The organism is Prevotella multiformis DSM 16608 (assembly GCF_000191065.1).
In the GTDB taxonomy this organism is placed as follows: domain Bacteria; phylum Bacteroidota; class Bacteroidia; order Bacteroidales; family Bacteroidaceae; genus Prevotella; species Prevotella multiformis.
On record NZ_GL872283.1, the window covers coordinates 257587 to 280628 of the forward strand.

At 56.4% G+C, this 23042-nt stretch carries 16 protein-coding genes; 10 read left to right on the plus strand and 6 right to left on the minus strand.

From position 1 onward, the window contains the following. Window positions 1-135 precede the first annotated feature (135 nt). The 3 genes from HMPREF9141_RS06385 to HMPREF9141_RS06395 all read left to right on the plus strand — a co-directional run bounded on the left by HMPREF9141_RS06385 (window position 136) and on the right by HMPREF9141_RS06395 (window position 4677). Window positions 136-2607 carry a glycoside hydrolase family 2 TIM barrel-domain containing protein gene (locus HMPREF9141_RS06385; RefSeq protein WP_007367791.1) on the plus strand — a complete coding sequence of 824 codons (2472 nt, stop codon included), beginning with the start codon at window positions 136-138 and terminating at the stop codon, window positions 2605-2607. A gap of 127 nt (window positions 2608-2734) precedes the next feature. Continuing rightward, the gene (locus HMPREF9141_RS06390) at window positions 2735-3550 is read left to right on the plus strand and encodes a hypothetical protein (protein ID WP_007367792.1); all 816 of its coding nucleotides are present in this window, start codon (window positions 2735-2737) and stop codon (window positions 3548-3550) included. Window positions 3551-3669: 119 nt separating this feature from the next. Next, window positions 3670-4677: a C1 family peptidase gene (locus tag HMPREF9141_RS06395; protein WP_007367793.1), complete on the plus strand. Its 1008-nt coding sequence runs from the start codon at window positions 3670-3672 to the stop codon at window positions 4675-4677. Between the two features lie 415 nt (window positions 4678-5092). Here HMPREF9141_RS06395 and HMPREF9141_RS06400 read toward each other — a convergent pair whose 3' ends face one another. From HMPREF9141_RS06400 to HMPREF9141_RS06410, 3 genes are all read right to left on the minus strand, one after another. Further along, window positions 5093-5668, minus strand: a complete 576-nt coding sequence (locus tag HMPREF9141_RS06400; protein ID WP_007367795.1) for an RNA methyltransferase — start codon at window positions 5666-5668, stop codon at window positions 5093-5095. 146 nt (window positions 5669-5814) lie between these two features. Beyond that, a complete protein-coding gene (locus HMPREF9141_RS06405; RefSeq protein ID WP_007367796.1) occupies window positions 5815-6231 on the minus strand; it encodes a SufE family protein in 417 nt (138 codons plus the stop codon). Between the two features lie 123 nt (window positions 6232-6354). Next, the gene (locus HMPREF9141_RS06410) at window positions 6355-7599 is read right to left on the minus strand and encodes a peptidase U32 family protein (RefSeq protein WP_007367797.1); all 1245 of its coding nucleotides are present in this window, start codon (window positions 7597-7599) and stop codon (window positions 6355-6357) included. 327 nt (window positions 7600-7926) lie between these two features. Here HMPREF9141_RS06410 and miaB point away from each other — a divergent pair, with 327 nt between their 5' ends. The 4 genes from miaB (at window position 7927) to HMPREF9141_RS06435 (ending at window position 14193) form a co-directional block, all read left to right on the plus strand. Further along, a complete protein-coding gene (miaB, locus tag HMPREF9141_RS06420) occupies window positions 7927-9255 on the plus strand; it encodes a tRNA (N6-isopentenyl adenosine(37)-C2)-methylthiotransferase MiaB (protein WP_007367798.1) in 1329 nt (442 codons plus the stop codon). 89 nt (window positions 9256-9344) lie between these two features. Then, window positions 9345-11204 (plus strand): ABC transporter ATP-binding protein, encoded by a 1860-nt coding sequence (locus tag HMPREF9141_RS06425; protein ID WP_007367800.1) that lies wholly within the window; start codon window positions 9345-9347, stop codon window positions 11202-11204. A gap of 23 nt (window positions 11205-11227) precedes the next feature. Further along, window positions 11228-13237: an LTA synthase family protein gene (locus HMPREF9141_RS06430; RefSeq protein WP_007367801.1), complete on the plus strand. Its 2010-nt coding sequence runs from the start codon at window positions 11228-11230 to the stop codon at window positions 13235-13237. Then, window positions 13237-14193, plus strand: a complete 957-nt coding sequence (locus HMPREF9141_RS06435; protein ID WP_007367802.1) for a lysophospholipid acyltransferase family protein — start codon at window positions 13237-13239, stop codon at window positions 14191-14193. Before HMPREF9141_RS06430 ends, HMPREF9141_RS06435 begins: the two co-directional genes overlap by 1 nt. Window positions 14194-14883: 690 nt before the next feature. Here HMPREF9141_RS06435 and HMPREF9141_RS06440 read toward each other — a convergent pair. Genes HMPREF9141_RS06440 through HMPREF9141_RS06450 form a run of 3 tightly spaced genes read right to left on the minus strand, consistent with a single transcriptional unit; the run spans window position 14884 to window position 19095 of the window. Beyond that, window positions 14884-16857, minus strand: a complete 1974-nt coding sequence (locus HMPREF9141_RS06440; protein ID WP_007367805.1) for an LTA synthase family protein — start codon at window positions 16855-16857, stop codon at window positions 14884-14886. Window positions 16858-16870: 13 nt separating this feature from the next. Beyond that, window positions 16871-18220 (minus strand): glycosyltransferase, encoded by a 1350-nt coding sequence (locus tag HMPREF9141_RS06445; RefSeq protein ID WP_007367806.1) that lies wholly within the window; start codon window positions 18218-18220, stop codon window positions 16871-16873. Window positions 18221-18222: 2 nt separating this feature from the next. Beyond that, window positions 18223-19095: a glycosyltransferase family 2 protein gene (locus HMPREF9141_RS06450; protein WP_007367807.1), complete on the minus strand. Its 873-nt coding sequence runs from the start codon at window positions 19093-19095 to the stop codon at window positions 18223-18225. A gap of 172 nt (window positions 19096-19267) precedes the next feature. On the opposite strand from HMPREF9141_RS06450, the gene HMPREF9141_RS06455 reads away from it, so the two are divergent. From HMPREF9141_RS06455 to HMPREF9141_RS06465, 3 genes are all read left to right on the plus strand, one after another. Beyond that, on the plus strand, window positions 19268-20428 hold the full coding sequence (locus HMPREF9141_RS06455; protein WP_007367808.1) for a glycosyltransferase: 1161 nt from the start codon (window positions 19268-19270) through the stop codon (window positions 20426-20428). Window positions 20429-20545: 117 nt separating this feature from the next. After that, on the plus strand, window positions 20546-21745 hold the full coding sequence (locus tag HMPREF9141_RS06460; protein WP_040554938.1) for a glycosyltransferase family 87 protein: 1200 nt from the start codon (window positions 20546-20548) through the stop codon (window positions 21743-21745). After that, the gene (locus tag HMPREF9141_RS06465) at window positions 21720-22862 is read left to right on the plus strand and encodes a glycosyltransferase family 4 protein (protein ID WP_007367810.1); all 1143 of its coding nucleotides are present in this window, start codon (window positions 21720-21722) and stop codon (window positions 22860-22862) included. The genes HMPREF9141_RS06460 and HMPREF9141_RS06465 overlap by 26 nt, the downstream gene beginning before the upstream one ends. Window positions 22863-23042 lie beyond the last annotated feature (180 nt).

Consider the following 23042-nt stretch of genomic DNA (forward strand, 5'->3'; position numbering starts at 1 on the left):
AAGCGTTGGGAATACGATTCCCAACCGGTTGGGAACAGGATTCCCACCGGCCGGGGAGAGAATGTCCGGCGGCTGCGAGTACCGGGACAGACGGCCGGTAAAAAAGAAAACAGCAAAGCATCACATTATCTTACAATGAAAACAAGAATACTCTTTACCTTATCTTTCATCGTCTTCCATGTCGTATCCGGTCTCGCACAGGTGCGTGTCATCAATCTGAAGACCTGGAACTTCTCACGTGACAGTCTCCACTGGCAGGCCGTGGACATCCCCCACGACTGGGCCATCAGCGGCCCTTTCGACAAGAAATGGGATCTGCAGCGTGTAGCCATAGCCCAGAACGGCGAGAAGCAGGCTACGGAGAAGTCGGGACGCAGCGGTGCGCTGCCCTGGATCGGCGAGGGATGGTACAGCTTCCGGCTGACGTTCGGCGACCGTAAGGACTTCTCCCATGCCTATCTCTGTTTTGACGGTGCTATGTCGGAACCTGTCGTCTATATCAACGGAAAGGAGGCAGGACGCTGGGCGTATGGCTATAACGCCTTCCGCGTTGATGCGACGAAATATCTGCGGAAGGGTGAAAACAACATCGTCGTCCACCTCAACAACCGTGAGGAAAGTTCACGCTGGTATCCCGGGGCAGGACTTTACCGCCCGGTGAAACTCGTCCTTACCTCCGAGCTGCGTATTGACCCGTGGAATGTCTATCTGCGTACGACCCAGCTGGATGCCGGCGGTGCCACGCTTTCCGTTGATGCAAAGGTCGACGGATGGGACGGGAGACAGAAGCTGGTGGCGGTCGCTGTCAGCACTGTCTCTGGACGTTTTGAAAAGATTCCTCTTACCGTGAATCCCCAGACAGGCATGGCGCATGGCGAGCTGAACTGGAAGAAGGGAAGGTACACTGCATGGACACCGGAGCATCCCGTCCTCATTCCGTTCACGATCTACGCTGTTGACGGCGATGTGCTGACGGCTCTTTATACGACGAAGACGGCAGTCCGCACGGTTTCCGTCTCCCGTGAAAAGGGCTTCCAGCTGAATGGCGTGACGCGGAAGATCAAGGGGGTCTGCCTCCATCACGACCTCGGACCGCTCGGTGCGGCAGAAAACAAGACGGCCCTGATACGCCGGATAAAGCGCATGAAGAACATGGGGGCTGATGCCATCCGCACGGCACACAATATGCCTTCGGAACTCCTGATGCAGCTCTGCGACTCGCTGGGGATGATGGTCATGGCGGAGAGCTTCGACATGTGGATCTATCCCAAGTGCAGGAACGGCTATGCGCGCTTCTTCAAAGAATGGGCCGACAAGGACATCGAGAACCTCGTGAGGCACCACCGCAACCACCCCTGCATCGTCATGTGGAGCATCGGCAACGAGATTCCCGAGCAGTGGAGCGAGGAAGGCCGGCGGATCGCCGGTCGGCTGCAGGACATCTGCCACCGCCTGGATCCGTCGCGCCCCGTCACCCAGGGGATGGACAGGGCGGAGGATGCCTTGAAGTCGGGTTTTGCCCAGGTGATGGATGTGCCGGGCTTCAACTACCACGTTTACAAATACAACCCGAACATCGCACAGCTGCCCGGGGGATTCCTCCTGGGTTCGGAGACGGCCTCGACGGTATCGAGCCGCGGGGTGTACAAGCTGCCGGTCCGATGGGGAGTGGCCGAGGCCGACAGCGACGGGCAGGTGTCAAGCTACGACACGCAATGGTGTCCGTGGAGCAACCTGCCGGAGGAGGACTTCATCGCCATGGAGGACCTGCCCTATACCATCGGGCAGTTCGTATGGACGGGAGAGGACTATCTCGGCGAACCGACGCCGTATGATGAGTACTGGCCCAGCCGCAGCAGTTACTTCGGTGCCTGCGATCTGGCCGGCCTGCCCAAGGACCGTTATTACCTCTACCGGTCGGTATGGAACACGAAGGAACCGACGCTGCACCTCCTGCCGCACTGGACGTGGAACGGACGTGAGGGGCAGACGGTGCCTGTCTTCTGCTATACCAGCTACCCTGAAGCCGAGCTGTTCGTCAACGGCAGGTCGCAGGGACGCCGCCGCAAGGCGGGGAAGGCTGTGCAGGGTGCCGCCGCTGCCGGACACGCCACCACACCGGACGAGGCCCGGCAGCGTGCCGGCCGCTACCGGCTGATGTGGGACGACGTGGTCTATGAGCCGGGCGAACTGAAGGTCGTGGCATACGACGGACAGGGTCACAAGGTCGGTTCGACGGCGGTCTATACCGCCGGGAAGGCGGAGCAGCTGCTCCTCACCTGTGACAATGCGGCGGAGGGCTTCCCCGGAGGCGACCTCGCCTACATTACGGTGACGATGCTCGACGGGAAGGGAATCCCCGTACCGGATGCTGATGACGAGCTCTTCTTCACCGTGTCCGGCGCCGGCCGGTTCAAGGCTGCCTGCAATGGCGACCCGACCTCGCTGGAACCGTTCACGGAACCGCACATGAGACTCTTTCACGGGAAGCTCGTTGTCATCGTGGAAAGGACGGCCGGGACAGGCGGCATCACACTGACCGTGCAGAACGGAGCCCGTACGGTCAGCAGGCAGATAACCGTCGGCGATGCCGGTGACCGGCCGTAGGGAAAAGAATGGATCCGCCTATGACGGTGGAATGCCGGAGACGGATCTACGGGGCGGCACGCTTCCGTGCCGGCCATCATGATGCCGGACGGAGCGGGGCGCTTGCCCGGAGAAATCAGGAGGTATTATGCGACAAACAAGACTTTTTTCATTGCTTCTGTCGGCTGTTCTTGTCCTTCCGCTGCATGCACAGGAACGGCGTTATACCCGGCTGAAAGGCTATTACCGGGTATATCAGGCTACGAACTCCCTGCTCAGCTACTTTGTGGACGGGATGATGGAGTTCTATGTCCCTGTACCCGACTCTACGGCGGAGGATGCGGGCGAGAAGAGAGGGGCGGTCTTCGTGGACAGGAAGATCCTCGGTGAACGGCGGCGGAAAGCTCCGGAGGCGAACGGTGACGATACCTTCATCCGGATCTCGCTGCCAGGTCTGGAACGGCAGACCCTCCTCGAAAGCATCAGCGGTGAGGAGTACTCCACCCGCAACAACGGGGATGTGTACCGGTGGGCGGACAAGTGCGGGAAGATAACCCGCGGGAAACGGAAACTGAACGGGAAGACCGAGACCGTGACGACCGTCGAGATAGACAACCTTACAGGGCAGCCCGGGCACGAAATCGACATGGGACAGCTGCGGATGTATGGTATCGTGGCACGTATGACACAGGCCTGTGAGAGCGAGAGCTATGTTTCCGGCAACGTGCTCCTTTCCGCTCTGAAACGGCAGACGTTCTTCGCCCACTACCGGGGCGAGGACGATGACGACCGCATCGACGTGTGGAGTGAGTTCTATGTGTCGGACAGCATGACGATAACCGAGACAGAACTCAAGCGCATCAGGAAGGAGAAGAACCGCGTATGGACCTTCTCCGTCCCGGCTTCTGTACCGCCGCTGGACAAGGAGGTGGCTGCGGGATGGGCGAAGATGGTGGAGTATTGAGGGAGCTGCCGGGAGGTGTGCCGGATGCGCCGGAAGGTGCGGTCAGGAGTCGAGGGGGGCATCGTGAGTGAAGTTGAACAGGGACATGGAACAGAGAAATGTCCGAACGAGATGGATAGATGAAGAAAGACATTGTATTATTCTTGTTTCTTCTGCTGTTGGCAGGCTGCGGAAGACGGCATGGACAAGGGGACGTCCCGGAAGAGAGGTTCACCGTTGACCTTCGCCTTCCCGTAACGCCTGTGAAGGATCAGGGGACAAGTCCGCTCTGCTGGGTCTATGCCATGCTTGCGACAATAGAGACCGAACATATCATGCAGGGCGATTCCGTGAACCTCAGCCCCGACTATGTCGCCCGGATGTATCTGCGCGAACAGGCGGAACGCCGGCGGCTGCTGCCCGGGAGGATGGTGCGGAACGAGCCGCCTGTCAGCCTGTGCGGCATGAGTACGATGCTTATCGACCTTATCCAGACCTACGGCCTGCAGCATTACGATGCCTATCACCGTAGGCCGGACGTGGACTATGATGTCCTCTGCCGGAAGATCGTCCGGGGCGGAGATGCTGACAGGCTGCTGGATGAGAGCATGGGGACATTGCCCCGGCAGGTCTTCTGGCTGGGTGCGGTCTACACCCCGCTGGAGTTTGCCCACAGTGTCTGCACCGACGACGAGTACACGGCACTGACCAGCTTCACGCATCATCCATACGGCCGGCGGTTCCCCTTGGAAGTCCCCGACAACCATTTCCATGACACTTTCCTCAATGTTCCGCTCGACACGCTGATGCACTGTATCGTGCGAAGCCTCCGTTCCGGCCATCCTGTCTGCTGGGAAGGAGACGTGTCGGAGCCGGGGTTCCGGTCTGAACAGGGGTTCGCCGTGTTGCAGGACGAAGACAGGAAGGTGACGGCGACGCGCCGGCAGGCTGACTTCGAGGCACACCGGACGACGGATGACCACTGCATGGAGATCGTCGGGCTGGCGCACGACCGGCATGGACGGCGTTTCTTCCTCTGCAAGAACAGCTGGGGAACCGGCGGCCGTTACCGGGGATTCATGTTCCTGAGCGAACCTTACGTGCGGATGAAGACCATTGCCGTAGTGCTGAAAAACGGCAGTTTCTGAAGACCGCCCTTTGTCCTTTCAGTAAACAGGCCGTACGGAAAGCATCCCGGTATTTGCCGTCTTTCACATTGAAAAATGAGGGTGTGTCAAAATGCAATTACCATTTTGATAATCTTACAGTTTGAAACAATTCATTGAAAATGACCATTTCTGTACTCGATTTTGAGTAAAGAAATGGTCTTTTCTTTGTTGTAGGAAAAACCTGCTTATAGTTTGAAAGTCGTCAAGTTATTCATCTGCATTTTGACACACCCTCATCTGTTGTTTTGAAGTTTGAAGGCAGCACTTTTGTCGGTTCCTCCTCCGTCATGTCCGGCAATGGCTTTGAAAGGATTTCTCTCAGCCGGCTGTGCGGCCGTATGCAGAAGAACCGGCAAGACAGCCGGCAAGCGGAGCCGGTCGGACCGGCAGATGCTCACCTCAGCAGCAGCCGGCGTGCGAACTCCCAGATGACGATGCCTGCCGTGACACTGACATTGAGCGAATGTTTAGTGCCGAACTGCGGTATCTCCAGACAGCCGTCGCTCATGTCCACGACGGTCTGCTTCACTCCTTTCACCTCGTTGCCCAGGATGAGCGCATAGTGACGGTCGCCGGCGGGGCTGTTCTCTCCCTCTTCTCGGGAGACAGCCGGGAGGCGGGGGGTGAGGTCCTGTAGCTTCGTAGAACCTTCCACCTGTTCTACGCTATAGACAAACACCCCCCGGCGGTGCAGCTCTTCGACGGCCTCCTCCGTATGTGCGAAATACCGCCAGGCGACGGAATCCTCGCCGCCGAGTGCCGTCTTGTGTATCTCGGCATTGGGCGGCGTGGCGGTGATGCCGCACAGATAGATCGCCTCTACACGGAAAGCATCCGCCGACCGGAAGACGCTTCCCACGTTATACAATGACCGCACATCGTCGAGGACGACGGTGAGTGGCAGCTTGTCGGCTTCCTTGAATTCCTCAATGGAGAGCCTGTTCATCTCAATGGTACGTAGTTTCCGCATAAAAGAAGTTGCCTCCGGCACTCCGGGAAAGGAGAGGATACAGGAGGGATGAGTTGAAAAGGGTAGTATCTGACAAGTGCAGACCCGCCTTCCTCTCCCGTGCAGGAGAGGGACAGGGTGCGGCGGAAGACAGGGACTGTCTCTGCTTACTTCATGTTGAAGACCAGTGCATATGCCTTGATTCTCTTCACCATGGAGAGCAGGCCGTTGCTGCGTGTCGGTGATAGATGCTGGCGCAGTCCGATCCTGTCGATGAAATACAGGTCGGTATCGAGAATCTCCTGCGGTGTGTGATGGTTCAGGACACGGATCAGCAGGGCGATGATGCCCTTGGTGATCAGTGCGTCGGAGTCGGCTGTAAAGGCAAGCTTTCCGTCTATGTTGTCGCATTGCAGCCATACACGGCTCTGACATCCGTCAATGAGGTTCTGCTCGTTCTTGTACTTTTCGTCCAGCGGTTGCAGTTCGTTTCCCAAGTCGATGAGCATCTGGTATTTGTCCATCCAGTCGGTGAAGTCTTCAAACTCTTCGATTACCGCGTCTTGTGCTTCGTTTATTGTCATTGTTCTTCTATTTTATAAGGAGCCGGGGAGGAGGGAGAAGCCAGACCCCATGGCGGGATACCCCTGGATGGTTCCCAGGGATGCGTTTGTCTTCACTCCGTTTCCCTCGGGTCTCTCCCCTTCTCAGTTTCTGATCAGCTTGAACAGTTTGTCGTTCGGCCGCACTTTGTCAGGTACGGGAATCGACACCCGCCATCCCTGTTCGGCCACCTCGACCGGCTTGAGATCGTAACGGATTTCGTCGGCATGGAGGAACATGGCTCCCGTGGTGTTGCCGGTGACGAGGAGTTTGTCGCCCTTGGCGAAGGTGTTGGCCTCTACGGCGATCTCGGCAACGCCCAGACGGGAGAAATACTTCATCACTTTACCGATGAGCACCTTCTTCTCCGTGGCTTTGTTGCCGTATTCCCGGGTCCATTCGCCCATCTTCTTTCCTTGATAGTATCCGTCCCAGAAACCGCGGTTGAAGACGGTGGAGAGCCGTTCGTCCCACTGGTCTTTCTTCGCTTCTGTGAACGTTCCGTCGAGCACGCTCTCGATGGCTTCACGGTAGCAGGTGACGACGGTATGGACGTATTCCGGTCCGCGGGCCCGTCCTTCGATCTTGAATACCCGTACGCCGGCATCCATCATCCGGTCGATGAACCGGACGGTCTTCAGGTCTTTCGGGCTCATGATGTACTTGTTGTCAATCTCCAGCTGGTTGCCGGTCTCGTTGTCGGTCACGGTGTAGCTGCGGCGGCAGATCTGCACGCATTCGCCCCGGTTGGCAGAGCGGTTGGCATCGTGCAGGCTCATGTAACACTTGCCCGATATGGCCATGCAGAGTGCGCCGTGGCAGAACATCTCGATGCGGACGGGCTGCCCCATCGGCCCGCAGATGTTCCGTGCCAGGATCTGTCCGTGTATCTCCTTTACCTGCTCCATGTTCAGTTCGCGCGCCAGGACGGCGACGTCTGCAAACTGTGCATAGAACTTCAGGGCATCGATGTTCGAGATGTTCAGCTGCGTGGAGAGGTGTACCTCTACGCCCGCCTGCCGGCAATACATCATCACCGCCACGTCGCTGGCGATGACGGCGGTGATGCCGGCGGCCTTGGCGGCATCGATGATGCCGTGCATCGTCTCGATATCTTCGCCGTAGATGACGGTATTCACCGTCAGATAGGTCTTGATGCCCTGTGCCTTGCACGTCCCGGCAATCTCCTTGAGGTCGTCGACGGTGAAGTGGTTGGCAGAGTGGGAACGCATATTCAGCTTCCCGATGCCGAAGTACACGGAGTCGGCTCCGGCATGGATGGCGGCTGCCAGCGACTCGCGGGAGCCGACGGGTGCCATTATCTCGAATTCGTTTCTGTTCTTGTTCATTGTCTTGTTATAAGGCTGCAAAGTTACTTAAAATATCCGACAAAGCACGCAGGCAGTGGGGATGAATGTCCTGCCCGGCGGCTTCTTTTTGATCGGGCGGCTGTCGGGAAGAGGGCTGCATACAAGTCCTCCAAGGGGCTCTTGAAGTAGGGATGATGGCGGCAGGGCGTGTCCCTGTCCTGCCGCCTCCGCCGGTGTGCCGGTGCCCATGCAGATCCCTCCGGCGTGTGCGGTCCTCGTGCCAACGGTCGAATAGTCAGGCGGTTCTTCGGCGGTCTGCAATATTTTCCGTACCTTTGCGCCGGTCATTTGCAAGATAACACAAGAATGAAGAAACTATATATTGAGACCTACGGCTGCCAGATGAACGTGGCAGACTCCGAGGTCGTGGCCTCCGTCATGAAGATGGCCGGCTACGACGTATGCGAAAATGAGGAGGAGGCTGATGCCATCTTCCTCAATACCTGTTCTGTACGCGAGAATGCGGAGAACAAGATCTACCACCGGCTGGAAGCCCTGCATGCCGAGCAGAAGAAAGGGCGCGGGCTGATCCTGGGCGTGCTGGGGTGCATGGCAGAGCGTGTGCGGGACGACCTTATCCAGAACCACCATGCCAACCTGGTATGCGGCCCTGACTCCTACCTCAACCTGCCCGACATGATCGCACAGTGCGAGAACGGCATGAATGCGATGGACATCGAGCTGTCGACCACCGAGACCTACCGTGATGTCGTACCGCAGCGCATCGGCGGCAACAGGGTGTCCGGCTTCGTGAGCATCATGCGCGGCTGCAACAACTTCTGCCATTATTGCATTGTGCCCTTCACCCGTGGCCGTGAACGTTCGCGCGATGTGGAAAGCATCCTGAAGGAGGTACACGACCTGCACGACAAGGGCTTCAAGGAGGTTACGCTGCTGGGACAGAATGTCAACTCCTACGGTCTGCTGCCGAACGGCAGACGGCCGGAGAATGGGACGTCGTTCGCCGAACTGCTCCGCAAGGTGGCGCAGAGCGTGCCCGATATGCGTGTGCGGTTCACTACGTCGAATCCGGAAGACATGACGGAGGACATCGTCGAGGCCGTCGCTGCCGAGCCGAACCTCTGCCACCATATCCATTTCCCGGCGCAGAGCGGCAGCAACAACGTTCTGAAGCTGATGAACCGCAAGTACACCCGCGAAGATTATCTGGCGAAGGTGGCCGCCATCCGCCGCCTTGTCCCGGACTGTGGCCTGACGACCGACATCTTCATCGGCTATCACAACGAGACGGAAGAAGACTTCCAGCAGACACTCTCGCTGATGCGTGAGGTGGGATTCGACTCTGCCTTCATGTTCAAATACTCCGAGCGGCCGGGGACATACGCTGCCAGGCACCTGCCCGACAATGTGCCCGAGGAAGAGAAGATACGCCGTCTGAACGAGCTGATACGCCTCCAGACGGAGATCTCGGCCGAGCAGAACAGGAAGGACGAGGGCAGGGAGTTTGACATTCTCATCGAACGCTTCGGCAAACGGAGCCGTGAACAGCTCATGGGACGTACGCCGCAGAACAAGGCGGTGGTCATTGCCCGCGGCAGCCATCACATCGGCGAGACGGTCCGGGTACGCATCACAGGGTCTACCAGTGCCACGCTTTTTGGTGAAGAAGTGTAAACATTGCTTATATATAAGGATAAAAGCACGGAACTATTTTGCGGTTTTACTTTTAATAACTACTTTTGCACAGGCTAATTCAAGTACCTATGAGGGAATTTTTACACGTATTGCGTAGGTTCGTACCGCCTTACAAGAAGTACCTTGCACTGTCAATCGTCTTCAATATATTGTCGGCATTGCTCAACATCTTCTCCTTTGCAACGCTCATACCGCTTCTGCAGATTCTCTTCAAGGTGGATGCCGGAACCGGTGCGACACGCGTCATGGCATGGAGCGAGGGGTCCTTCAAAGAGGTGCTGTCGAACAATGCCGACTATTACACGCAGATATACATTACAAGCTGGGGGCCGACAACGGTGCTGCTGGGCATCGGACTGCTGCTTGCCTTCATGACATTCCTGAAGACAGGAGCCTACTTCCTGTCATCGGCCTCCATCATCCCCATCCGGACCGGCGTGGTCCGCGACATCCGCAACCAGCTCTACGAGAAGATCACGTCCCTTTCACTGGGATTCTTCAGCGAGGAGAGAAAGGGAGACATCATCGCCCGCATGAGCGGTGACGTACAGGAGATCGACGGTTCCATCATGTCTTCCATCGACATGCTCTTCAAGAACCCCGTCCTCATCGTCATTTACTTCACCACCCTGCTGATCATCTCCTGGCAGCTGACGCTCTTCACCCTCATCTTCGTACCCGTCTTCGGCTGGTTCATGGGATTCGTCGGCAGGAAGCTGAAGCAGAACAGCATCACGGCGCAGGCACTGTGGAGCGACACGATGAGCCAGGTGGAAGAGACCCTGGGAGGACTGAGGGTCATCAAGGCGTTCTGTGCGGAAGAACTGATGAACGAACGTTTTGACAAGGTCAACTCGCAGTACCGCAACGACATCATGCGGGTGAACATCCGCCAGCAGCTGGCACATCCGATGAGCGAGTTCCTCGGAACGGTGATGATCGTCGTCGTGCTCTGGTTCGGCGGTACGCTCGTCCTGGGAGAGTATCCGATCATCAGCGGGCCGACCTTCATCTACTATCTTGTCATCCTGTACAGCATCCTCAATCCGCTCAAGGAGTTCTCCCGTGCGGGCTACAACATCCCCAAGGGACTCGCTTCCATGGAGCGTGTGGACAAGATACTCAAGGCGGAAGTGGCGATACAGGATCCCGAAAACCCCATACACATCAAGTCGTTCCAGCATGAGATCGAGTTCCGCCACGTCAGCTTCGCCTATGCCGACGGAAAGGACAGTGACGGCAATCCGGTGCTTCAATGGGTACTGAAGGACATCAACCTCGTCATTCCAAAGGGCAAGACGGTCGCCCTGGTCGGGCAGAGCGGCAGCGGGAAGTCGACGCTGGTCGACCTTATCCCGCGTTACTATGATGTGCAGAAAGGCGAAATACTCATCGACGGCATCAACATCAAGGACCTGGGTGTACACGACCTGCGCCAGCTCATCGGCAACGTGAACCAGGAGGCCATCCTCTTCAACGACAGCTTCAAGAACAACATCTCCTTCGGTGTCAATGCCACAGACGAGGCCATCGTCGAAGCGGCGAAGATTGCCAACGCCCACGAATTTATCCTTCACAGCGAGAAAGGATACGACACCAACATCGGCGACCGTGGCGGACGCCTCTCCGGCGGACAGCGCCAGCGTGTCAGCATCGCCCGTGCCATTCTCAAGAATCCGCCTATTCTCATCCTGGACGAAGCCACGTCGGCCCTCGATACCGAGAGCGAACGGCTTGTGCAGGATGCACTCTACAAGCTCATGAAGACCCGGACCACCATCGCCGTGGCTCACCGCCTGTCCACCATCAAGAATGCAGACGAGATATGCGTGATGCAGGAAGGCGAGATCGTGGAGCGCGGGACACACGACGAACTGATGGCACTGGACGGCTATTACAAGAAACTGCACGATATGCAGGAAATATAAGACAAGGAACAGGAAGATTGCAAATGAAACGTTTATTGAAGTCCACATACGGCTCGCCGATAGCATTGGTGCTTAACCTGCTGCTGGCTTACTGTATCTTCTTTGTGGCACGACTGGTTTATTTCGTTGTCAACTACAGTTACTTCGTTGACGGACTGTCGGCTTCTTCGCTCTGGATGTGGGTGCGCGGAAGCCTTCTTTTCGATACGACAGCCATCTTCTACACCCACATTCTCTACATCGTCCTGATGCTTTTCCCGCTTTGGAGAAAGGAAAACCCGGTCTATCACAGGGTCTGCAAATGGGTGTTCATGGTTGTCAATGGCCTGTCACTCGCCATCAACCTTGCCGATTCGGTGTATTTCCCTTTCACACTGCGCCGCACCACGACCAGCGTGTTCCGTGAGTTCGACAACGAAAACAACATCGTTGGCATCCTGTTTCACAATGCTGTCACCCACTGGTACCTCATCCTGATTTTCATCTTCGTTCTATGGCTTGCCAGTAAGTTATATGTCATGCCGCATACTGACCACAGCAGCTATAAAAGCCTGCGCCAGCGGTCGGCCTATGCGGTTCAGTTGTTTGTGTGCCTTGCCATTGCCGCTGTCGCCACCGTAGCCGGTTGCCGGGGCGGCCTGCAGTCGGGAGTACGCCCGATCACCATCAGCAACGCCAACCAGTACGTGGAACGGCCGACAGACTGCGCCCTGGTGCTCAACACCCCCTTTGCCCTTATCCGCACGATAGGCAAGTCGGACTTTTCCGTTCCCGATTACTTCCCCTCTCTGGCGGCCGCACGTGAAGTCTACGATCCTGTCCACTGGATGCAGTACAAGGCTCCGAACCCTGCTTCCGGAGTACGCCTTCCGAACAAGAAGAACATCGTGATCCTGATTGTCGAGAGCTTCGGACGAGAATACATCGGCGGCTTCAACCGTGACTTCTTCGGCGGCAAATACAAGGGATACACACCGAATGTAGACCGGCTCATCGACAAAAGCCTCGTCTATCGCTTCTCGTACTGCAACGGACGGAAAAGCATTGACGGCATGCCGTCCATCCTCTGCAGCATACCACGCTTCGGCGAGCCCTTCATCCTCACGCCGGCTTCGATGAACGACTATACCGGTCTGCCGGGTCTGCTCAGCAGGTGGGGCTACGAGACGGCCTTCTTTCATGGTGCCAACCGCGGTTCGATGGGGTTCCTCGCCTTTGCCAACAAAATCGGCTTCCAGAAGTATTACGGCCGGCAGGACTATGACGAAGACCCCCGCTTCGGCGGCGACAAGGACTTCGACGGCAACTGGGGCATCTGGGACGAGCCGTTCCTGCAATACTACTGTACGAAAATGGGCGAGATGAAGCAGCCGTTCATGACCGCTCTCTTCACCGTCTCCAGCCACGACCCCTTTGTCGTACCGGAGAAATACAAAGATGTCTTCAAGGAGGAACACCTCCCTATCCAGAAGTGCATCCGCTATACAGACATGGCGATCGGCAGGTTCTTTGCCTCTGCCAGCAAGCAGCCCTGGTTCAAGAACACCATCTTCGTACTCACGAGCGACCACACCAACCAGAGCGACCATGAGCAGTATATGACCGACATCGGCGGTTTCTGCTCACCTATTATTATATATGATCCATCCGGAGAAATAAAGCCAGGACGTGTAGACGGCGTGGCACAGCAGATCGACATCATGCCGACACTGCTGAACCACATCGGTTATAATGCCGGTCCTTACCTGTCCTTCGGCATCGATCTGCTGCACACGCCGGCGGAGAAGACATGGGCGGTGAACTATCTGAACGGCATCTACCAGTACGTCAGATACGGCTACGTGCTCCAGTGGGACGGCCGGCAGACGAAGGCCATCTACCGTGTCACCGACCCGCTGATGCGCCGCAACCTCCTCGGACACGTGCCCGAACAGGCCAAGATGGAACAGGAACTGAAAGCCGTCATCTATCAGTATATGTACCGGATGGTACACGACCGGCTTCATCCCACGGTCAACAACCCGCAATTCTAATGAAGAAAGCCTTTTACAAGACCCTTTATCTCCTTGCCTACGGCTTCTGGTATCTGCTGGCACTCCTGCCCTTCCCGGTGCTGTACCTGTTCTCTGATGTCTTCTATCTGATTATGGCGCATATCGTGAAATACCGCCACAAGGTGATAGGAAAGAACCTCCGGAACAGCTTTCCCGAGAAGACCGATGCGGAACTGCACCGCATAGAGCAAGGCTTCTACCACTGGTTCTGCGATTACGTCGTAGAGACGTTCAAGCTCATGACCATGAGCCGGGAACAGCTGATGCAGCGGATGACCTTCACAGGTACGGAAGAACTGAACAGACTCCTGTCCGAGGGCCGGTCCGTCGCCATCTATCTGGGACATCTCGGCAACTGGGAATGGATTACCTCACTGCCCTACTGGGTAGAAGACTCCGTCTGCTGCCAGATCTACCACCCTCTGGAAAACGAATACTTCGACCGCCTTTTCAAGTTCGTACGCGAGCGGCACGACGCACGCTGCATCCCCATGCAGGAGTCTCTGCGCAAGATCATCCAGTTCGGACGTGCCGGCAAGCCGGTTGTCGTGGGCTATATCTCTGACCAGACACCCTTCTGGTGGAACATACACCACTGGATAAAGTTCCTGAACCAGGAGACACCGGTGCTCACCGGGGCGGAACGGATCGTGAAGCACACCCGGCAGGTCTTCGTCTATGGTGACGTGACACGCATCCGCCGAGGCCATTACAACTGTGCGTTCCGCATCATCCGTGAGGACACAAAGTCCTTGCCGGAGTACGAGATTACCGATCTCTACTTCCGGGAACTTGAGAAGTCGATCCGCCGTCAGCCCGAGATTTATCTCTGGAGTCACAACCGGTGGAAGCGGACACGTGCCCGGTTCGATGAGTATTTTGAGGAAGTGAACGGGAAAGTACACCTACGGGAAGGAAAGGAAATGATTTTCTGACGGCGGTCCGCAGACGGCTTCTCCGTCATGCTCTGTCAATATCTGCGGAGGAAAGCGTCAAAGTACCGGAAGCGGAGAATACGCTTTCTTTGTAACCTTACAGGCAGGTGCAAGGGGCTTTTTCATATTGTTTTCTGAACGGCTTTGGATGATCTCCTGTCTGCGGCTCATCCGTCTGTCTGCCTGCAAGCGTACTCCCTGATGAGTCGAATGGTATCGGGGAAATGAAGCAAGGCTGTTCCGTCTTCTGTTTCCATCCTGTCCGGAAGAGGGTGTCCGGTCTTTGTGATATGAATGTGAAATAACTTTACAACAAAGACAGGACAACCGCCTGTTCTCCATCGTCCAGATGTCCCTTTGAGAGGTGGGAATCACCCCCTGTCCGGTAACTGACCCCTGCCTGTCTTCCAACTAACGCCTGATAGCATCCCAAGTGGTGCTTACTTGCCTTGCAACTGATGGCCTTTTGCAATGCAAGTAAGCACCTTTTTGTTTCCGGTATGTAACCTGTCTGTGAATGAGCGGGTTACAATCGGTGCAATACCTCTCCCCATCTTGTGCCTTATTCGTCTTTCCCCGTCTGCAGAGGGAGCTGTTCTTCCGGGAGCTTCGTCTGTGAAGAGAGGGTAAATTTTCAGGACAGGAAATGCTTCCTGCCATCGGGTGGTGAAAGGGCAGATGCCCGTACGGTTACCGGAGCACCTTTCCGAAGTAGACCAGCCGCAGGAGGTTGCGGGCATCCGTGCGCCGTTCTGCCTGACGTCGGTAGGCGGGTGCCGCCTCCATCTGCTCGACGTTGGAACTGAAATAAATGCCGTCGGGTGCGGAGGTGTCCAGCAGGTTCCGTCCCATCTTGAAATACCTCGTATGGCGGAACGCAAAGGGGGCCAGCGTAGGCACGATGTCGTCATGGCTGCCCCAGCGGCAGGTGAGCTGTCGGTAGGCGGGTCTGCGCAGGTAAGGCGGCAGGTAGATGTAGAGCGGTACGGAGTGTTCGTACCGCTTGTCTACCGTGTCGTAGTCGAGGATGGAGCGCACGTTGTGGTCGCCCGTAATGACGAGGATGGTGTTCTTTGCAGCAGCCGAAGCCTTGAAACGGTCGAGGAACTCGCCCAGCACCTTATTATAATAGCGGAAGCCGGTGAGGTATTTGTCCAGTACCTTGCGGTTGTGCTCGGCAAAGCACTTGCTGTGGTAGATGGATTCCGGCAGCGGCGGGAGCTTCAGATTCCTCGGGAACTCGAAAGGAGGGTGGTTCGTCGTCGTCATCACGGCGATCATCCTGCGTTTCGCCGACGGTTTCTCCAGCTGTCCCAGCAGTGCCTGGAAGAGGTATTCATCGTAGACACCGATGCTGTTGTATGCGGCGCGGGGGTAGTCCTTGAGGATATGGAACTTGTCGTACACGGCATCGAAATGCTGGTGGAGCAGTGCCTCGGCGCAGTTCTCCCACGCCGCATCCATGCCCGACATGAACATCGTGGTGTAACGGCTGGCCTTGAAAGGCAGCGCGATGGACGTGGGAAGCAGCCGGAAGCGGTAGGCCGAAGCGAAGAAACGGGGATAAGGCGTAGAGACGTAGAGGTTCTCGAGCGAGGCTACCGTACCGTTCTGCACCGACTGGAAGTTGCGGAAAAGCAGGTCGTCATGGAAGTGACGGCGCAGATGGAAGTACATCTCGGCATCCTTCCGCTGCAGATGGAACAGATAGTTGCTCCAGCTCTCGCTGTAGATGATGACCACGTTGGGCTGCGGCAGCCGCATCGTGTCGGCCGCCTCGGCGAAGAGTGCGTGCTGCAGGGCGGCGAGTGTGTCTTTTCCCTCCATCTTCACCTTGCCGCCGGTGTAGACATCCAGGGCCTCCTGCAGGCTCTTGAAGCGGAACTGCTGCAGCAGGTCGGCCGTGTTTTCCATCCGGAAAGCATCCTTCTTCTCCTTGTAAGCCTTCTTGAGCATATAGACGGCATTCGGCACAAGGTCGTTCAACGTCTTCTGGTCGGACACGAAGGTATCTTCTATCTGCAGCGGGAAACGCCATACGGAACCGCGCAGTCCGATGGCAAGGAAGGTGATGTAAAGCAGGAGAACAGCCGACAGACAGATGCGGCGACGGACAGACGGGCCGGCTGATGGTGCTGGGGAAGCGGCCGGGACGGATGGCACACTGCCTCTTTCGATTCTGCGGATGCACCACAGTACCGGCAGCAGGACGATGAGGAAGGCGATCGCCTCGTACACACAATGGTATTCTTCCCAGATGGTCTGGAGCAGACCCAGCGGTCCTTCGTTGAAGAAATCGAAGAAGGTGAGGTTGATATGACTGTTGAAATTGGCGTAGAAGCCGAGGTCTATGCCGCTTATCATCAGAATGAGCATACTGGTGATGGAGAAGTAGATGCGGCGGAAACGGCTCAGCACGCGGTCGGTCCACGGTCTCCTGAGGGCGGCGAAGACGAATGTCAGCACCGTGGGGAGCAGCAGCACGTAGCAGACGACCTGCACGTCGAAGCGCAGGACATTGAAAAGCAGATGCGGGAATACTGACAGGTGGCTGCTGACGACATCCAGGGGAACGAACGCAACGGCAAAGCAGATGCGTGCGAAGAACAGGATGACAAGCAGCAGGACAGCATGTCTGAACAGGTATTTTAAATTATGAAACATCGTTTTTTATCTATTATCGGTCATTGCAGACGGTCTGCCCATCAAGGTTGCGGGACATTGCTCCTGACGGTTGCCGCAGCTGCGGATGGTCTGTCTTCAGATTGCGGAACAGGGTCTTCAGCTGTCCGCCGGGACTGCTTTCGCCGGCAGAAGGGTCGATGCCCATGAGCTTCCGCAGCCTGTTGTCGACGGCCTGAAAGGTGAAATCGGCCGAGCGGCTGCGTACCCCCTGCAGAACAGCTGTCTGCAGCTGCGTGTCGCGGAGCAGCCGGTCTGTCTCTTGGGCGAACGCCGCCGCATCGCCTACCGGGACAAGCAGTCCGGCTTTCCCGTTGTCGAGAATCTCCCGGGGACCCGTCGGACAGTCGGTAGCCACCATGAGCTTGTCGAGCAGGAGCCCTTCGATGAGGACTGTCGGCAGTCCCTCGAACTTCGCACTGTGTACCAGCAGCCTGCTGCGGAGCATCCACGGATAAGGATTGGCGCAGAAACCCAGGAAGACGGTGCGGTCGGCTATCCCCAGTGCCCGGGCCTTCTGTTTCAGTTCCTCTTCCGAACTTCCCTTTCCGATGATGTACAGCCATTCCTCACGATGGTACGTGCTGCGCAGCAGGGCGTATGCTTCAAGGAGTGTCGTGAGGTCTTTCTGCGACTCTTCCAGCCTTTCCACCGCCAGGAGATAAGGGCGGCCGATGCGTTCGTCATCCGGTATGACAGATGCTTTCTGGCGGATGATTTCCGGGTTCTTGGCGTTGTAGATGACGGTCATCTTGTCCTTCAGCGATGGGAAAAGCCGGCATCCCTCCTCCCGCATGGCTTTCGAAATGGTAACGACCCGGTCATAATGTTCCAGTTCCCTGCCGATCCGTTTCATGCGGCGTCCGTTCTGCCGCATCGCCTGTACGAAGCTGAAGTGGAAGTAGGCGATCTTCTTCGTGCGGACAGAGCGCAGGAAAGAATAAGCGCAGCAGTCGAAGTCTATGAAGAGGTCGGCCGTCTTCGCCAGCCGGTCGATGCCCCGCTGTGCCCGATACCGCCTGATGGGGTTGTTGACCATCTCGTCATAGACTTTGGCGAGGTGCGATGTCATCTTGAGTACACGTCCTTGCTGGATATGCGTCAGGCGGCGGGACTGCGAGAAATAGACGATCTTCACGTTCGCCGGCACCTCACGCCTGAACACTTCAAGGCTGTCCATCGCCGTCGCAATGGCCAGGGTGATCTCCACATCCTCGCTCTCCGAGAGATGCTTGAGATACTCTATCAGCACCGTGTCGATACCCCCGTCGAGAAAACGCGACATGAGGAAGACGATGCGGAGAGGGGTATCGGGGGTTGACGGTTGGGGATTGATGGTTACCATGATCAGATGTCGGGGGCTGGTGTCCGGGTGTTTACAGACATAGGGTCGCACTGCCTTTCCTCTCTTAATTTTGCCACAATATAAAACTGATAGCCGCCATCCAGCACGGCATGAATCAGTCCCGGCACACCGTCCAGGCAGCCCCGTTTGAGGAAATAAGACTTGAAAAAGCGGAAAACAGGACGATAGACGAGTGCCATGCAGCCATACTTCTTCTGCCTTCGGCGCGGCACTTCGTAATCGGAATAGGTGTTATTCTTGCGGATGATGTCGGCAACGCTGTCGTTGGCAAGGTGCTCAAAAGCCAGATCCGTGCGTGATGCCGGAATCTTCCATATGTTTCCGTCCACCTTGGGGGAGGCATGGATGACCGGAGGCCAGCTGCACTTGCTGCGCCGGAGGAAGCGGACAATGTAGTCGGGATAGCTGCTGTGCATCATCCTGCCCATGAAGTAGTTCTTCCGCGGGATGGCAATCGCATCGGGACAGTCGGCCTTCCGGATGGCAGCATAGAGATACTTGCGCAATGCCGGCGTGACGATTTCATCTGCATCGACCACCAGCACCCAAGGCGAACCGGCCTTGTCAATGGCGAACTGGCGTGCCGGCTCCACGATGCGCAGGTCGCCTTTCGGAAAGGTGACGACCTTACAGCCGTAGGAGCGTGCTATGTCGAGCGTCCGGTCTGTACTCTCCATGTCGCAGACGACAATCTCATCGAAGTCTTTTACCGCCTCGATGACTGCCTCCAGATGCCGTTCGGCATTGTAGGTGTTGATGATGACCGAAATACGTTGTGCATCGTTCATAGCTGCAAATATAATAAAATATTCATTATCTCCACAGAATAGCCGTATAAAAAACGCATGGAACATCTTTTTCAGGATATTATTGCCATCTTTTTTTATTCCAACTGGCTTATAATTCGGGATTTTTATCTAAATTTGTAAAACCGTCTGCGCTGTATGCCTGCATTTCCCACAGCAGATAAGGACAAGGTGGAGGACAGGCAGCCGCGGCATGACCTAACCAATAAAATTATACGCTTTGGAAAAGAGAAACATTGCATTCCTGTTCGGATTCTTCCTGGACGGAGGAACAGAGACCGTTCTCATCGAATATCTACGTAACCTTTCGAATACGGGAAAATATAACATTACGCTGGTGATATGTTATGATATGGGCGACCTGGAGGTGTTCCATTCCCGCATACCGAAGGATGTCAAAGTCGTGCATCTCATCAAGAACCGACTGTTGATGCGGCGTTGGATGCACAGGCTGAAACAGCCTTATAAACTGATGGACGAGCTGTTTCTGAATCCGATCCGGCTTTACATCATCCAGCACGCCTTGCTGAAATTGTCGCATGAGAATGATGCCGTCATCGATTTCGTCAATTATTTCGGCTCTTTCATGAAGCCGTTGAAGTGCCGGAAAATCGTGTTCTATCATTGTTCTCTGCGGGCCAATGAAGCCTTGTTCCCACGTGCTGTCCGCCGGTTACAGAAGCGGTCGGGAGACTATGACCATCTTGTGACCATCTCCCAGGCCATGTTCGACGAGGCACAGGAATACTTCCCCAACGAGAAGGACCGTCTGTGCCTGATCTACAACAGCATCAACACAGAGGCTCTGACAGCTGCTGCCAGCCAGCCCGTGACGGACAGACGCATTGAAAAGCCGTTCATCCTGAGCATCGGGCGACTGGAGGAGACGCAGAAAGACGTAACGACACTGATCAAAGCCTATTCCCTGCTGCGCAGGGAATACGGGCATACGGAGGAGCTGTATGTCATCGGCAAGGGCGATTCGTTAGGACAGCTGCAGCAGACAGCACGTGAAAACGGAGTGGAGGAACACGTTGTTTTCCTGGGTTTCATGTCCAATCCGCTGCCTTGGACGAAGCGTTGCAGCCTGTTCGTACAGAGTTCCCACTTCGAGGGGCTGCCCACGACAATGCTTGAGGCACTGCTTCTGGACAAGATGATCGTGGCTTCCGACTGCCCGACTGGGCCGAAGGAAATCCTCAACCACGGCAAGGCTGGCATCCTGGTACCCATGTGCGATGCCGGAGCACTGGCCAAGGCAATGCACGAAGCTCTCACCGACAGACCATTGCAGGAACGCATTGCCGAAGGGAGAGCCGAATACAGCAGACTGTTCACCTTTGAAGTGACAGGTAAGAAGTTCATGGAGTTATTGGATTAATGGTCTGGTCTTGATGTACCGGAGACTTCAAGATGCCTTGTAGCTCTTTTTGATATTTGTTGAAAAGTTTTCCTTTTGAAAAGTTATATGGAATATAATGAAATGATGCGAATGAGTATGCATGATAAAATCAAACGAATTCTGCGCCATCCCCTGCTCACTGACCGCCGTGTGCTGCTGGGACTGTGGACGGTGCTGTCGCTGGCGGGAATGCTGAAACTGCACCGCAGCCACAACAACTTTCTCATCTTCAAGGGCGTGTTCTGGCACACCGTCAACGGAACGTCGCTCTATGCCGCCTACCCGGCAGAGTATGATGACGTGAACCATTACGGCCCTCTTTTCTCCCTGATCATCGCTCCTTTCGCCGTTCTCCCGGAGTGGGCGGGCATGCTGCTGTGGCTCCTGTTCCTGTCGGGCTGGCTGTTTGCGGCGGTCTACTGGTCGGGGCTGCGGAAGAGCCAGCAGGTGTACATCTACTGGTTCTGCGGCTTTACGCTGCTGACGGCACTGTTCATGCAGCAGTTCAACATCGCCATTGCCGCCATCATCCTGTCGTCGTTCTTTCTCATCGAGAAGGAGCATGAAGGATGGGCGGCTTTCTTCATCGTGCTGGGGACGCTGGTGAAAATCTACGGTATCGTCGGACTGGCGTTCTTCCTCTTCTCACGCCACAAGGTGCGGCTGGCCGCCTGGCTGGCGGTCTGGACGGTCGTCCTCTTCCTTGCACCGATGGCCATCAGCTCACCCGGCTACATCGTCGGACAGTATCACGAGTGGTTCAGCTGTCTCGTGGGAAAGAACACGGAGAACATCCATTCCTTTGCACAGAACATCTCCCTGTTGGGTCTGGTACGGCGCACGACAGGCAGTATGGACTATTCCGACCTGTGGCTCATCCTCCCGGGCATGGTGCTCTTCGCCCTGCCTTACCTCCGCCGCCGGCAGTACCGGTACCTTGCCTTCCGAGAGACCCTCCTTGCCTCGGTGCTGCTCTTCGTGATACTCTTCAGTACGGGCAGCGAGGCAAGCGGCTATATCATCGCCCTCACAGGTGCCTGTATATGGTACACGGCCGCACCCTGGAAGCGCGGGAAGTGGGCGGCGGCACTGATGGCATTCGTTTTCATACTGTCGGGAATGGGCAACTGCGACCTCTTCCCGAAGCACATACGTCACGACTACATCCAGGCTTACGCCCTCCGTGCCCTGCCGGTCAGCATCCTCTGGTTCTGGCTCTGCTGTGAATTGGGCTTCAAGGACTATGCCCCAAACGAAAAGATGACCGACCATGAACAAGAAGACAATAGGCTATGATGCCAAGCGAATCGTAAGAAACGGAACAGGTCTGGGCAGCTACGGACGTACGCTGGTCAACGACCTGGCACCGCTCATGCCTGATACCACCTTGCGGCTCTACGCTCCTGATGCCGGGCGCGACGACCTCCGCTGCCAGGTGCAGCCGAGGGAGAACGTCCGGTTCTGCTATCCCAGCCACCTTCGTTTCCGTCTGCAGCGCGACTGGTGGCGCATGAAAGGTGTGGTGAAGGAGCTCTGTCGGGATGGGGTGGAACTGTACCACGGCCTGTCGGGAGAGCTGCCGGAAGGGCTGTCGGCGGCCGGCATTCCCGGTGTCGTCACCGTCCACGACCTTATCTTCCTGCGTCATCCGGAGTTCTACCCGGCCCTTGATGCTTTCTTCTATAAGCTGAAGTTCCGCAAGATGCTGCGGGAGGCGACGCGCATCATCGCCATCAGTGCGTGTACGAAGCGTGACATATTGTATTACGGCGACTTCCCCGAGGACAGGATCGACCTGGTCTATCAGAGCTGCAGCACCCGCTTCAGCCAGCCCGTCAGCCCCTCCCTGCTGGTAGAGGCACGCCGGAAGTACCGGCTTCCGCAGCGTTATGTGCTGAATGTCGGTACGGTGGAGGTACGGAAGAACATCCTCCTGGGCATCCGGGCGATGGCAAAACTGCCAGCCGACCTGCATCTCGTCATCGTAGGCCGGCAGACGAAATACCAGAAACAGCTTGATGCGGAAATCAGAAAACTGGGCCTTGGCAATCGAATACACTTCCTGCAGGGTGTTCCCAACACCCTGCTCCCGGCTGTCTATCGGCAGGCGGAGGCATTCATCTATCCCTCCCGGTACGAGGGTTTCGGCGTACCTGTCATCGAGGCCATACAAAGTGGACTGCCGGTGGTGGCTGCAACGGGCAGCTGTCTGGAGGAGGCGGGAGGCCCCGACTGCCTGTATGTAGACCCCGACGATGTCGAAGGGGCGGCTGCCTCCGTGCTGACGGCAATGGAAAACCGTACGGAGATGGTCGGCAGAAGCCGGCATTACGTCAGACGGTTCGAGAATCAGAATGTCGCCGCACAGGTCCTGGACGTCTATGAGAAGACCCTTTTAATGGTGAAAAAGTAAAAGTGTAAAAAAAGCAAAAGGCATCTCCTTTGAAAGGGAAAAAGTAAATGTCTGCTTTTGCCTGATTGGAATCTGTCAACCGCCTTTCTTCTTGCAATCGGCCTTTACACGGTATGAATCTTATAATGGAGAGGGGGATAATCAACTTCCGACTCCGCAACATGCTGTGCAGGAGGGTGG

Excerpts from the sequence above, each read along its gene's own strand:
- HMPREF9141_RS06410 (WP_007367797.1), bottom strand. The coding sequence starts at position 7,599 with ATGAACAAGAACAGAAACGAATTCGAGATAATGGCACCCGTCGGCTCC.
- HMPREF9141_RS06390 (WP_007367792.1), top strand. The coding sequence starts at position 2,735 with ATGCGACAAACAAGACTTTTTTCATTGCTTCTGTCGGCTGTTCTTGTC.
- HMPREF9141_RS06425 (WP_007367800.1), top strand. The coding sequence starts at position 9,345 with ATGAGGGAATTTTTACACGTATTGCGTAGGTTCGTACCGCCTTACAAG.
- HMPREF9141_RS06385 (WP_007367791.1), top strand. The coding sequence starts at position 136 with ATGAAAACAAGAATACTCTTTACCTTATCTTTCATCGTCTTCCATGTC.
- HMPREF9141_RS06450 (WP_007367807.1), bottom strand. The coding sequence starts at position 19,095 with ATGTTCCATGCGTTTTTTATACGGCTATTCTGTGGAGATAATGAATAT.
- HMPREF9141_RS06460 (WP_040554938.1), top strand. The coding sequence starts at position 20,546 with ATGCATGATAAAATCAAACGAATTCTGCGCCATCCCCTGCTCACTGAC.
- HMPREF9141_RS06435 (WP_007367802.1), top strand. The coding sequence starts at position 13,237 with ATGAAGAAAGCCTTTTACAAGACCCTTTATCTCCTTGCCTACGGCTTC.
- HMPREF9141_RS06445 (WP_007367806.1), bottom strand. The coding sequence starts at position 18,220 with ATGGTAACCATCAATCCCCAACCGTCAACCCCCGATACCCCTCTCCGC.
- HMPREF9141_RS06405 (WP_007367796.1), bottom strand. The coding sequence starts at position 6,231 with ATGACAATAAACGAAGCACAAGACGCGGTAATCGAAGAGTTTGAAGAC.
- HMPREF9141_RS06395 (WP_007367793.1), top strand. The coding sequence starts at position 3,670 with ATGAAGAAAGACATTGTATTATTCTTGTTTCTTCTGCTGTTGGCAGGC.
- HMPREF9141_RS06430 (WP_007367801.1), top strand. The coding sequence starts at position 11,228 with ATGAAACGTTTATTGAAGTCCACATACGGCTCGCCGATAGCATTGGTG.
- HMPREF9141_RS06440 (WP_007367805.1), bottom strand. The coding sequence starts at position 16,857 with ATGTTTCATAATTTAAAATACCTGTTCAGACATGCTGTCCTGCTGCTT.
- HMPREF9141_RS06465 (WP_007367810.1), top strand. The coding sequence starts at position 21,720 with ATGAACAAGAAGACAATAGGCTATGATGCCAAGCGAATCGTAAGAAAC.
- miaB (WP_007367798.1), top strand. The coding sequence starts at position 7,927 with ATGAAGAAACTATATATTGAGACCTACGGCTGCCAGATGAACGTGGCA.
- HMPREF9141_RS06400 (WP_007367795.1), bottom strand. The coding sequence starts at position 5,668 with ATGCGGAAACTACGTACCATTGAGATGAACAGGCTCTCCATTGAGGAA.